The organism is Allorhizobium paknamense, assembly GCF_030815125.1.
In the GTDB taxonomy this organism is placed as follows: Bacteria; Pseudomonadota; Alphaproteobacteria; order Rhizobiales; family Rhizobiaceae; genus Allorhizobium; species Allorhizobium paknamense.
On record NZ_JAUSWH010000011.1, the window covers coordinates 105,871 to 118,902 of the forward strand.

Consider the following 13,032-nt stretch of genomic DNA (forward strand, 5'->3'; position numbering starts at 1 on the left):
AGCAGAAAGGGCGAGCGCTGGTTCAGGCGGGAAAATTGTTCTGCGGGATCAAGGCGTCAGCACCTTTGAGGCCGCAAAACTCAGAAAATTTGTATTTTGTGATGTCCCATCTGAGGCAAGGAACTGAACCGGAAAAGCCGCTTGTAAAGCTGGGCTACTGCTTTTGCGTGCGAAGCAATAGGAGGTCCAAATCATTGAGGCAGTCAGGAAATACGTCGATGGTTGATGGTTCGGTCCGGTCGATAGGAAAGAAATCCATCTGCGCTCGATTACCAGGCAAGAGCCGAACGAATACAGGCCGCGTCAAGTCGATCGTCAAGTCCATCAGAGTGCCGAAATGGAATGTCGTTGGATTTTCCAGTCCGACGCCATGGATTATAGTACCTCCGGCCAATATCTCGACATTTCGCGCGATGAACGGAACCCAGCCATCTCTCTCAAAGCTCGTCGGCAAGGTTCGCAATCTAGGCTTGCCTGATGCCGTATATGGCGAATACTGCGGAGGGATGTTTGTGCAAGGATGCTTTGGCCACGGTGGGCCAAAGGCGTCAAAATAAGCGCCACCACCGGCTTTAAAAGGAATATAGAAAACAGCTTTGCGACACTCTGGACAAGAAGCATTCGGGCCGTTGAAGTAACTTCGTATGGACTGAGCTTTCCAGCCTTTCCAAACAAAATTTTTGCTTGTGGCGCGCCCACCTTTTCCGAAGTTGCATTGGCAATCATCAGCGTGGTTGTTCCCATTGCAGGCCATACCCTTAGTCCCTTCCTGAAGGTCTCAGCATCTCAATATGGCTTAAAGCCACCACTGTTTTTCTCGATTTGCGTGAATGGATTGTTTGCAGCTTCATGTCGCCGCATCACATCGCCATTACAGGCCCGATCCAAGACAATGCCACACGGTAGTTCATGCGTCGCAGCTGCTTGCTGATAGTCGAAAGAGCGACTTTGCTGAAAAACGGCAACGTGGCGTTACCTTCATGAAGTAAGGCATAAACAACCCGATATTGTCCTGGGTCCGGGCGTTCTGCGGGAACTAGCAGCCCAACATCCGGCATTGCGGCACGTATCTGATCGCGCAGGGCAGGATAGTCGAGAAACGCTTCAGCCGAGACGTGCCCTTGCATGAAGAGGTGACTGAGGGTCTGCGACCTACTTCTCCGTTTGACGTGGATCAGGTCTCTGTTCGCGGCAAGCAAATCGCAGAACTCGACCCGACCACGTTCCCCCTCGAACGCCACAAGGTTTTTATCGTAAAGGAATAGATCATTTCTACCTTCGACGGCGCGCTCATTGTAATCACCTTCTCTTTCACCCGGAACATAGGCTGGCAGGCCTATGTCGATGGCTGGAATAGCGGCAATAGCTTCGTTAATATCGGCAACGAAGTCGTCACGCACCGCGTACCATTCATCTGCTGCGAGGATGTAAAGGATCCCGTCGATGTGGATTTCAGCGGATAGGCATTTGAAGACTGTCCAGCGATCAAAGAACTGCCCCTCGTCGGATGCAACCCTGACTTTGTCGCCCTTCAAATGAGTGAGGGTAAGTGGACGCTCGTTGCTAAACAGGCTCAGATAGTCCCCAAGGCGCAGTTCATCATGCCCGTCGCCCCGACCAGACCCCGAAAACTTGAAACGATCGATGTTTTGGTAGTCAACGATCTCGGGGGGTGCCATGTGAATGCCATCAATCAAGCCAGCATTCAAACGAGCTAGCAACACATTTTCGAGCTGCCCTATACGAGCATTGTCTCTAATCGGCGTAATCTTCCCGTACCAGGGGAACGCCTCCTCGAATGCGTTTTCCCCGTAGGACGTTACTATCTGTAGAGCTTTGTCGTCGATTTGGTGATAGCTCGTGTCGCAGCTTAATTTCAGCCCATCGGCTCCCGTAAGGGTTCCGCCGAAATCCTCTTCTCCCGACTTTCCGGTAATGGCCTGGAGAATGATCCGGTTCATTTCGATCCCGAAATCGAAGATCTCGCCCGCGCGGCTACTTTGGGAGCGCGTCTGTATAGTCGCGTCCTCCGGCCGTCTGGTATCTACACTCTTGATGCGCTCCCTGCCCAATCTGTTTAGGGCGACCCTAAGGCCGAACTGGCTTTCAAGCGCTTCAGGTCGAAGGTCTTGAAAGCCCATTCCAAAGCACAACGCTAGCCAACGGGTTTCTGGCGCCTGATTACCATTTATCGGCAATTCGACATGCACAAAGAGAACCGCCGCAGCCTGCCCCCCAAATAATCCATTGAAATGCGCACGGTCAGGTTCTGCAAAGAAACTAATCCATCCTGGCGGCGCGCTATAGGCCTGGCCGGCAAAAAGGCGCTTGTTTGCGGGAGCGTCGTTTAGCTGCTTCTCCTGAAGCTTGTTATTCTCTTTCAATGCATCGGCTGGATCGACAATGTGCTGCTTTAACAGCCGAAACGAGTACGCCTTCTTTGCCATCTCCACCCTCTCCTGCAAGCCAAGGTAGCGGATAGATTAACTTATCAACCAGAAAACCTTCATGGAAATTTCTGCGCCAAAGGCAAATTCCCCAAGAATTTGGCTCGAAAGACGCAATAAACCTTCGGCTTAATCACAATAGAGGTAGATGACGCGCAGGCGAATTCGGTTTTATGTAGGAAGCGCACCAAAGTGGACGCATTGCCGTTCACCTTTGCGGGATTGCTTGCAGGGCGATGTGCCGTAGCTGCGGGCGACCTGCGCTAAGCGCGTCCCTACAATCCGCCAGTCTCAGGGTAAGTTCTATCGGCAGTTTCGACAAAACATCAAAAAATGTGCATTTCCTTAGGTTCGCCATCTAAAAGGGTTTGTGAGCTTTAAAAACGTTGAAAAACTTCAACAGTTCGTCCATCGGGGTCTAGACAAGTAAGAGACCTTCTACTCCCATTTATCTCTATTTCCGAAGGCATAAGACCTGCACTTCTTAGGACTTTGAAGCAGTTCCCTAAATCGCTAACTTGGATGTAAACCAGCGTCCCAGATCCACCTTTTTCTTTATTGGGGCTGGGTCTAAGGACCAAATGTTCACCCAATTGGATCATCTTCGACGTTTGTCGAACCACTGGCAGACCCAGAAGGCGATGATAAAAGTTTACCGATTGAGCAATATCACTAGCGTACAATCCGATTCCAGCGAAAGTTGCCTCCCACGAAGGAGAATTAGGTTCTTCGCTTTTGAAGGCGAACGCTTCCTGATCTTTTTCAGAAGCCGTTTCACGTTTAGCGCGGATCAGCTTTTTGATGACTATTGTCTGAAAATGAGGTTCCTGCAAGATCCATGACCGGGCCCTCAAGTTTTGACTATTAGTCGTGACCAGATCCACCTCACGCGCCACGGAGGGGAAACCGGGTGGCATTTGAATGGGGCGTCCTTTGTCCAGATCCGTCAGTATACTGTCAATATAACGATTATCTACCCACTTATACCGCAATTCATTCGGTGCAGCACGTCGCATGCTACGAGCCATGTCAGCTATAAATTCATAGTCTTGAACCTCACGTCCCAGTGAGCCCAACCATTCGACGCCATTAATTGCTCCCAACAAGGCTCCCGTCATCGATGCGATCGTGTCGGTATCTGCGCCGCGAGCAAATGCGGCAGCTGTGACGCCTTCCATGGGGCCGGCAGCATAGCGAGACGCCAGATAGATCGCAGCACTGGCGGCAACTGTCCCTGCACCCAGAATTCTTTTGTCAAAGCATCCGAGGGCCTCCAAGGTGCTTTGGTCCAAGCTCAACGCACCCGCCTCCAGACTTTCCGTCGCCACCTCAATTTGCGATGCAAAGCTGTCTACTGTTTCCGCCCATGAAGCTTCGAACCCGTAATCGTTGGCAATCGGTAGCCAATTTGGCCAAACGGCGCTGACCGAGCGCCACACCCCCCAAAGCCCAACGTTTTCTCGAACTGCCCGCAACAAATGACCGTATTCCAGCGTCTGGCTATTATGGATGGCGGTCCACAACGCAAACCCGTAGGCGAGGGCACCAATGATCGCGTGCGGATGCCCATGCGTAACAACGCTGTCTAGAACAATGTCTTCAGCGACCTTATCGAAGGGTTTTCCAAGATTGCTCAAAATATGGGGCGCGATCCTCATTGCTGCGCCGTTTCCGCCCGCCTGAAAATAACGTTCGCGTTCTGAAGGTCCACTTTCCCAAGGTGGGATGCCCTTGAGCCAGCTACGTGCGGCCCGAAGCGTTGCGCCCCCGCCGCCACGTTCGTAAGTCAACCAAAGTGGCAATTCAACGGTGGCGAAGTAGTGCCACCAGTCCGATGAGGTAGTCTTTGCTCGAGAAACCGCTAAAATTAGCTGAGTGTCGTCACTGTAGCTTCCCGCAGGTATGAGTTCCTCGTGCGGTTGAAATCTGCCGCCTGATCTCTTTACCCAATCACTAAAGCGGAGGGTTCCACCGGCCTTAGATGAGGAATTCCGGGCGCGATTTTCGTATGGCCACCCCAACGCGTCGCCAAGGGCAGCGCCAAGGAACACGCCCACTAGCCTCGCATCACTAACTTCTGTCGAAGGGGTACTCAATCTCTTGTCCTTCGTCATCTACAGCACTGGAGGCGAATATAGCAATTCGCTCTCGGCTGTGCCTCGGGTTATGACCTCGCTTAAGGCGTACTTATTAAACATTTGGGGTGCGATCACAAACCGGAACTGATCTGGGTTCACACCATTCGTCCGCAAACGCACCCGCTCTGTACGAGCCTGATCCTCGCTAACTACCGCCACACCAATTATGTCCCTCAAAAGCACGCGATCCTTGATCAGCACTTCCGCTTGTTGATCGGTCGGGCAGCTCGAGAGATGGCTTGCACTCCTGATGTAGGTCGCGTTCCTCGTCCCAGTCACGCGCTCAGCGAACATAGTGTTGAACCCCTCAAATCCGCTGGTGATGTGCCGCCCATAGTTAGCAGCGGCGTTACGCGGGCAAAACAGGGTGTCTTCTTCAGCGAGATAATGCGGCGATATCAGCAGCACCACCCAGTCTAGGAATAGCTTCTCGTTGGCTCTAGCGCGGTCAAAATACCAGGCGTTGGGGTATTCGATAGAGCAGCAGATATGGGTTGTCTTTTGATCGAGACGTTCTAAGTCTGTCGCCGTATACGCTGCTCGCTCCTGTTCTTTTAGGCTAGAAGTACTTAGAATGCCGATCTCTCCACCTGCTATGTGCTGGAGATTGCGGCTGGGAGTGAAGTGGCATAGTCGCCGTATCCCTCTTCCGAATACAGCGTCCGCAATACTCTGGTTCATCTTGTAATCTCTGTATAGAGCGAGTTGTTAGGTGGCAGGAGGCTTGAACGCTCACCCTGGAATGTGATGATGAGGTCGGTTTTTGCACGCGTAACGCCCACATAGAGTAGGCGGCCATCGTTGGCGTCTGCTTCATCTTTTCCGAAATCTGCAACCTGAGCGGGATCTGGAAACAAACTATCAGAAAGATAAGGAAGCAGGACAGCGTCGAATTCTAGCCCCTTAGCAGAGTGGTAAGTTCCCAGATAAAGAGCTGGGCCATCGATCCAGCTGTTGCCATCTTCTCGTAGGTTGATAGTGGTCCGTGGTAGTGCTTGCCTAAGCCCGTTTTGCTGATTGACAGTTCGCACTAAAACGGCGACTGACCGTTGTTTTGCCATCGTCTTGGCTAGCTCGGCGACTAGCTTTGTTTCGTCGGTTTCCGTCTTTACTTTAACAAGAGTAGGCTTTGCGCCTGCCGCTTTGGGGGCAGTTGGTGCAACCATATCGGCGACATCGCGATAGTAATCCATCTTTGCAACTGCGAGGCCGAGCGCTGCAATTTCGCGAGTATTACGATAATTCTCGTTGAATTCCCATATCTTCGGAGGGCGTAGTCCGGCAGCTCGCCATGATACGCGCTGCCCATATATCTGCTGAGCAACATCTCCGAAAAAAGTGATGGTTCCATCGTCTGGGATTGCGCTTGCCAATGAGCGCAGCATTTGTGGAGACAGATCCTGGCCTTCGTCGATCACAATATGTTTGTACAAACGAGGGCGATTATCCTTCCGTAGCTCTTCTGTGACCGTAATGCTGATGTCGTCCCAGTCGTAGTGGAAGCCGCGGGCGCTGCGTTTCTCTATGTAGTGATCTCTGACTTGCCAGACGATCTTTCTGAAGCTTTCGCCGAGTGCCTCGCCGCGGCCTATCCGCTCTGCTTTGAAATACGTGTCTGCATCAGTTATTCCGTTTTTCGCTATCCAGCCGACTTCGGTATCGAAGAAATTACTGGTCCGCTCGAAAAATGGGTGGGGCTTATATCGAGCCTTCACCTCAGTTACCGCTTGCGCGATTAGTGAACGACGCACCGTGGGACTGACAATGGCATTGTAACTCATCAAGCCTCGTGAATTGAGATAGCCGCGAGCAAACAAATGGTAGTGTTCGACTTTTACGTTCCGCAGCCTCCCTTCGGAGATCTTCCGGATGTATCCGCCGAGCGCTTTGTTAAACGTGAGAAGCAGCACCGGCCCATGTTCGGGCAATTCGGGGTCGGCCAATTGCGCTGCGCGCAAAATCGCCATTGTTGTTTTGCCACTTCCGGCTGTCCCTAAAATGACTTGGTGGCCTTTGGCTGCTAGGCAAACGACTTCACGTTGTCGCTCAACGGGTGTGGGAAACGGCACGGCTGTTCAAGACCTCGATACTTTATTTTAAGGCAGGTTCACCGGAATACTGGCCACCGTCAAGCGAGTGATAAGATATATCCACTAGATATGGTTGTGCTGAAGCTTGTGGCTCGCGCAGGACCTTTTTTCAGTTTCTTCGGGGGAGTAAGAGAGGCTCAGGTAGGGCATCCCAGCGCATTGAGATTTCCGATCACTTTTTACAATGTTTTAACGAAGTCACTTTTTATTTAAAAATTCGTAAGCGAGTTCGCGTTATTGAAGCAATGTCATGCCGTCTTTCCAGTCTCCACGAACCGTTCTAATTTGGCAACGTTGTCAGCATGTAATCGGATAAGACGCAGCGTACCACTGGGAAGAATTAGATGATGTTGTTCCATGCCTCCTTGTATGCTCAACCAATCGATTTCCTCCGACCCTTTAGTCATTATGGAACACTTGCCCGGCAGCGCTCGATAGATTGTTCGCCCAGAATAAAGCAGATCGACTTATCCAGTCTGCATGGGTGTATGGTGCGCGGTTCGACGTTTCAAATTTTATCGACGTTGGAGATGTGGGTTGGCCAGGTATTTCGGCAGTCGCAATTATGCTCCATGACTATTTTAAGAAAATCGGTGATGCTGCCGCGTCAGAGGCTGCATGGAAAAGTGTAACCAGCGAGGCGAGAGAAGCCATACGAGCTGTCAAGGATGCCGGAAGTTAATGCAGTTCGTACGACCTAATAATGCTAAGGAAAAAAGGTGAGCATCACGAAAAACTGATTGCTAAAAAGCTTACGGGCTTAATGCAAGAGAGAGGTATAGCTGGTATCTCATATAAAAATGATGTCGAAGATGCTGGCAAGACGTCTTATATTCCATCATTCCCAGTAAAGCCGACTTTATCGATCAGAATGGACGCTGGTCTAACCAGAGAAGAGGTGGCGGCTAATATTGGGGACGGACTTAACTCTAACGTTTAAGGGGGCGGTTCGTAGCAGGCGCAGCGGCCGCTTTGGCAGGCAGAGAAAGTCGGCGTGAATTGCTCCTCGCCCGCTGCAAAATCATTGCTGAGTAAAAATGGCCATGGGTCGGACACTAGCGCAGTTCTAGCGCACAGTGATGTATACGGCCTTTATAACAATGGGTTATCGCATACTTCGGCCAATTGAAAATCCGCGTGTCGGTGGTTCAAATCCGCCTCCGGGCACCATTTCGTTTTCAAAGTTTATGATCGGTTTAGCCGAAACTCGCCGTTAGGTCGCATTGGTGGCTGAGGCATGGTTTGCAAGGCTCTCAAGCATGTCGCGCAAAAGTGTGCAGCGGTTTTCCGTTCGGAAATGCGGAAAAACAAAAGCTTAAAGCACGTGGCATGATGCTGATAAGCCGCAACATGTTTTCGCATCCCGTTACTGTGCTTGCCAAGCACATGAAAAGCCCGCGGATTGCTCCGCGGGCTGAAGGCGTTCAAGAGCTGCGCGGTTCTCAGAACTCTTCCCACTCCTCGCCCTTGGCGGCGGCGTTGATGCCGAGGGCTTTGGCCACCTGGCCGACCATGCGGCGGGCCGGGGAGGCAACCGGCTTGGAGCCGGTGGCGGCGGAGGCGGGTTTTCTGGCCGGTTCGGTTGCGGAGCTGGCGCGGGCCGGGGAGCTGCTGGGCGTGCTGACGGCGCGGCCTTCCAGCTTGAACTGGCTGACCAGTTCGCGCAGGCGGGTGGCTTCGGAAGCGAGGCTGGCGCTGGCGGCCGTGGTTTCTTCCACCATCGCGGCGTTCTGCTGGGTGGTCTGGTCCATCTGGTTGACGGCGGTGTTGACTTCCGCAAGACCGGTGGCCTGTTCGCGGGCCGAGGTGGCGATGGCGTCCAGCTGCGTGTTGATCGAAACCACATGGCTCTCGATCACCTTGAGCGCCTCGCCCGTTGCCGTCACCAGCTTGACGCCGCTTTCCACTTCCTCTGCCGAGTTGCGAATGAGGTCCTTGATCTCCTTCGCGGCCTGGGCGGAGCGCTGGGCAAGTTCGCGCACTTCCTGGGCCACGACCGCGAAACCTTTACCGGCTTCACCGGCACGGGCCGCTTCCACGCCGGCATTCAGCGCCAGCAGGTTGGTCTGGAAGGCGATCTCGTCAATCACACCAATGATGTTGGAGATCTGGTTGGAAGACTGCTCGATGCGCTGCATGGCGTTGACGGCATTTGCCACCACTTCGCCGGACTGGCGGGCCGACTGGTTGGCCTGTACGGCCACCGAACGAGCCTCTTCCGTCCGCTTGGAGGAGTTCGAGACATTGGTGGTGATCTGATCCAGCGCGGCAGCCGTCTCTTCCAGCGCCGCAGCCTGCTGCTCGGTCCGCTTGGAAAGATCGTTGGCGCTGGAGCTGATTTCACGCGAGCCGCCATCGATGGAGCCGGTGGCCAGGGCAACGGCGCTCATGGTTTCGGAAAGCTGTTCCACGGTGGCGTTGAAGTCCGAGCGCAGACCTTCGAATTCCGAGGCGAACGACTTGGAGAGCCGGACCGTCAGATCGCCCTGCGAGAGAAGCTTCAGGCCCTGGGCAAGACCGCTGGTGGCTTCCGCCATGGCTTCGGCGCGCTGACGATCCATTTCCGCCACGCGAGCCCGTTCGGCTTCGCTCAGATTGCGCTGGTTTTCCGCCTCGCGTTCGAGTTCGCGTGCCTTCAGGCCGTTGTCCTTGAAGACCTGAACAGCACGCGCCATGCTGCCCACTTCATCGCGGCGCTCGGCGCCATCGACATTGGTATTGAGATCGCCGCCTGCCAGTCGTTCCATGGTTCCGGCAAGAGCACGGATCGGCATCACCAGCCAGGAGCGGATGGCGAAGAAGCCGATGGTCATGACCAGAATCATCCCGGCAATAACCCCAGCAACGGTGATCTGCTTCGTGGTGATGGCGTCGGCACTCAGCTCATCGCTGCGTTGGCTTGTTGTCTCAATCACTTCGGTAGTCGTATTGGTAAACCTAGGTGCAAGTGCGGAAAATCCCGGCTGGCACTCTTTCAAGAAAACTGCCTGGGATGCCGCGACATCTGCTTCCGTGGTTGCGTTTGTAGCAAGAGCGAAAGCGTTGGCGCAGGTGTCGTTCAGCAATTTCAGCCCGTCGGCCTTGAGGACGGGAATATTCGTGTTGGCCGGAAGGGCCTGGATGGCGGTGTCCATAAATTTGGCAAAATTATCGCGGGATGAGGTGTATTCCTTCATGGCCTTATCGTTTCCTTCCTGCGTTCGGGACATCAGCAGGTCACCGAGTGCAGCACGAGCACCCTGAAGGGAACGGTTTGAGCGGGCCATGAAAATAGAAGCCTTTGCTTCCTTATCCAGCAGATTGCTGTAGGCTTGGTCAATGTCGGTAATTTTCATGCTGGCGTAGCCGGCAACGCCGAGCGCAAACAGGCCGAACAGAGCCATAATCGACAGGAATTTGCCGATAATCGGGATATTCTTCATGTCTCTCTCCCATGAGGACGTAAATCTGTTGTCTGCTCCTGTATATGATGAAGCGCTTAATAAGATGTATATGCATTAGGTAACCTTGAATATTTATGGGATTTTGCAGTTGCAGTCTCGGCATGAGCAATCGCCAATCGCAAGTTGTTCGAGGTTCAGGCGCTTATCCGCCAGAGAATCCGGTTCCCCCTTTTGCCGAAAATGCTTTATGACAGGCCGTTTGCTGGAGTTGCCTTACAATCATGCTGCCTGATGCTGGACAGCCCAAGCCTGGGCCGGGAGACCCTCGGTCTGACCGTGGCAGCCGCCGTGGCGGCAGGGTGGTATTTGTCGCGCTGTTGCTGGTCATGCTTTTGGGACTGACGCTGACGGTGCTGCTGGCCAACGATCAGCGGCATTTGAAGGCCTTGCTGGCTTATCTCCCTCTCTCTTTCTCGGCCCCTCAGGTGGAGGATGAGCCGGTTGCTTTGCGCGGCCGCCGGTTGCCGCCGCTCTCGGTGCGGGTGCCTGCGGGCATTTTCAAACCGCCGCCGCTTCTTGAGCGGGCGGTGTTCCTGCGGCGCTTCAGGCTGCGGGGGGCGGATTTCTGCGCGGATATGCAGGCGGTGGGCCTTGCCAATGGTGGCTGGAACCGAAGCGCTTTCGAGCAGGGCGCTTTTGAATGCATCAGCGAAAAAACCGAGGCGGCACCGCGGCCAGATGCCGATCCACCCTCCTTCTTCATGGTGGTCCGGGGTGATTCGTCAGGACAGATCGTGCAGATCCGCCTGAAGATCGTGGAGCCCGGCGAAAGCGGCGAGGTGCGCAGGCGTTTCGATGCTGCGCTGGATCTGATGTTGAAAAAGACCGGCTGGCTGGATTTTGCCGATACGGTGGCCCGCATGCGGCGGCTCGATCCGGTGGAGGTCAATCACTTTGGCATTGGTTTCAAGATGACCAAGGAGTTCATGGGGCCGCACCGCTACAATATATCGATGATGCTGGAGGACGATGGCGAACTGGATCGCCGCACCCGCGCCATTCTCCAGGCCAGACCCACGCTTGCGCCGCCGCACCGTGAAACCTCGCTCTGGCCGTTGCGGCCCTGAATTTTTCAAGGAAGCCTACTGCATAATTCCTTAAATCGGAATCGATTTAAGGATAAAATTATGCAGCAGATGTAAAGCGTTACAGCGAACCTTTGTGCGCCATGTATGGCGCACGGCGCTGTAGAGACACGAAAACGGCGGCACAGGGCCGCCGTTTTTCAAGATCGTGAGCGGTTTCACCGCAAAGCGTGATCAAGCCGCAAGGCTGGGCTGGGAACGGCTGGGCACAAAACGTGCCTCCGCGAGACTTCTTTCGAGAAACGCCGTGTTTTCCTCTGGATCTTCCGAGGGATTGAGGAAGGAGATATGGTTGATCTCCAGTCCTGCGTAGTCATTGGTCAGCGTCAACTGGGCGTAGACGGTGACATCCCTCGGCTTTATTTCCAGATCCAGCACGACTTCCGGAACGTCGCCCCACTCCAGCTTATAGTTTCCGCCGGAGCCGAAATTCACGGTGCCCGGATGGAAGTATAACTCTGCTGCGGAAGAGACAAGATCGGAGAGATTGCCGAAAAACTCGAACCGGATAAGCGAAATCAGGTCGGCCGCATCAAGCAGCCGCAACTCAGAGGCGACAGGACTAATAGCTTCGGCAACAATCTTTTCGCGGGCTGTTGTATATTCGCATTTTCTCATGTCTTTTAGCGTATCCGCCTCTTTTTCTTGGCCTCCGCAGCGTAAAGTCTCTGCACCAGTTCTGCGACGGCCTTGTAAAATACTGGTGGAATGACACTATCCACCGAGACTTGCGCAAACATGGAGCGGGCCAGGGGCGGATCCTCAAAAATCGGGATATTGTTTTCCTGGGCAATTTCGCGGATTTTCAGGGCAATCAGGTCCTGGCCCTTGGCGATCACCATCGGCGCCTGCATTTCCTCACGCACATAGCGCAGCGCCACGGCATAGTGCGTGGGGTTGGTAATGACCAGCGTGGCGCGCGGCACGTTCTGGATCATGCGCCGGCGGGCGCGGTCGCGCTGGGCGGAGCGCTGGCGGGACTTGATGATCGGGTCGCCCTGGGTCTGCTTGTTTTCCTCCTTCACTTCCTGCTTGGTCATGCGCATCTGCTGATACCAGTGGTATCGCTGCCAGAGAATGTCGACCGCCGCCAGAAGCCCGGTGGAAAGAAGGAGAATGATCACCATCTCGCGGATGATGGCTGACAGTTTGACGAAAATGACCTGCGGATCGGAAAACATCGCGTCCAGCGCGCCGAAATATTGTCCGCGCATCGACAGGAACATGATGACCGAGACGGCAATGATCTTGAAGAGCGATTTGCCGAACTCCACCATGCCCGGCACGGAAAACATCCGTCCCAGGCCCTTCACCAGACTGATTCGCTCGAATTTCGGCTGGATGCGGTCCAGCACAAAGCCCGGCAGATGCTGGGCGAAGGATTGCGTGAGGCCAAAGCCCATCAGAAGCAACAGGATCGGCGCCAGGACGGCGGCCATCTTCCAGCCGAGATAGGTGAACAAGGAAAGCACGTCGGTGGGGGTGGTCAGCCGCCACTGGTCCGGCTGCTCGAAGAGATCCTTGAGGGTCGCCGCCATGGAGGCGGCCGCCTGCGGCAGGAAGAACACGACATAGATGTAGAAGGCCAGCATGGCCGCAAACAGCGGCGCTTCGCGCGAAATCGGGATATTGCCCTTTTCCGCCGCGTCCCGAAGTTTTTTCTCTGTCGGGTTTTCTGTTTTACTGTCCTGGTCGTCGTCGCCGTCTTCCGCCATGGCGGGTCTCGCTCTCTTTGCGCTGGAGCGTTCCGTTCGTTACGGCATGATCCTCAAATCGATCCCGGTCTGGGTATCATGCCGGAGGTGGAGCGCCACCTTCCGACCAACATA

9 protein-coding genes are annotated in these 13,032 nt (G+C 54.3%); 1 reads left to right on the forward strand and 8 read right to left on the reverse strand.

Translation table 11 applies throughout. The features are described from left to right. Positions 1–154: 154 nt before the first annotated feature. From QO005_RS16455 to QO005_RS16480, 6 genes are all read right to left on the reverse strand, one after another. Positions 155–754 (reverse strand): hypothetical protein, encoded by a 600-nt coding sequence (locus QO005_RS16455; RefSeq protein ID WP_307159151.1) that lies wholly within the window; start codon positions 752–754, stop codon positions 155–157. A 106-nt stretch (positions 755–860) separates the two neighbouring features. After that, positions 861–2,447 carry a DUF6119 family protein gene (locus QO005_RS16460; RefSeq protein WP_307159152.1) on the reverse strand — a complete coding sequence of 529 codons (1,587 nt, stop codon included), beginning with the start codon at positions 2,445–2,447 and terminating at the stop codon, positions 861–863. A gap of 377 nt (positions 2,448–2,824) precedes the next feature. Next, a complete protein-coding gene (locus QO005_RS16465; protein ID WP_307159153.1) occupies positions 2,825–4,561 on the reverse strand; it encodes an ADP-ribosylglycohydrolase family protein in 1,737 nt (578 codons plus the stop codon). Beyond that, the gene (locus QO005_RS16470) at positions 4,562–5,266 is read right to left on the reverse strand and encodes a DarT ssDNA thymidine ADP-ribosyltransferase family protein (protein WP_307159154.1); all 705 of its coding nucleotides are present in this window, start codon (positions 5,264–5,266) and stop codon (positions 4,562–4,564) included. Further along, positions 5,263–6,654 (reverse strand): 3'-5' exonuclease, encoded by a 1,392-nt coding sequence (locus QO005_RS16475; RefSeq protein WP_307159155.1) that lies wholly within the window; start codon positions 6,652–6,654, stop codon positions 5,263–5,265. Before QO005_RS16475 ends, QO005_RS16470 begins: the two co-directional genes overlap by 4 nt. A 1,463-nt stretch (positions 6,655–8,117) precedes the next feature. Then, the gene (locus QO005_RS16480; RefSeq protein WP_307159156.1) at positions 8,118–10,097 is read right to left on the reverse strand and encodes a methyl-accepting chemotaxis protein; all 1,980 of its coding nucleotides are present in this window, start codon (positions 10,095–10,097) and stop codon (positions 8,118–8,120) included. A 242-nt stretch (positions 10,098–10,339) separates the two neighbouring features. Here QO005_RS16480 and QO005_RS16485 point away from each other — a divergent pair, with 242 nt between their 5' ends. Beyond that, complete coding sequence (locus tag QO005_RS16485; protein WP_307159157.1) at positions 10,340–11,185, forward strand: DUF6030 family protein; 846 nt, start codon at positions 10,340–10,342, stop codon at positions 11,183–11,185. 192 nt (positions 11,186–11,377) lie between these two features. Here QO005_RS16485 and QO005_RS16490 read toward each other — a convergent pair whose 3' ends face one another. Both QO005_RS16490 and flhB read right to left on the reverse strand, forming a co-directional pair. Beyond that, positions 11,378–11,821 (reverse strand): BspJ family T4SS effector nucleomodulin, encoded by a 444-nt coding sequence (locus QO005_RS16490; protein ID WP_307159158.1) that lies wholly within the window; start codon positions 11,819–11,821, stop codon positions 11,378–11,380. Positions 11,822–11,826: 5 nt separating this feature from the next. Continuing rightward, positions 11,827–12,918, reverse strand: coding sequence for a flagellar biosynthesis protein FlhB (gene flhB / locus QO005_RS16495; protein ID WP_307159159.1), 1,092 nt, complete (start codon positions 12,916–12,918; stop codon positions 11,827–11,829). Positions 12,919–13,032 lie beyond the last annotated feature (114 nt).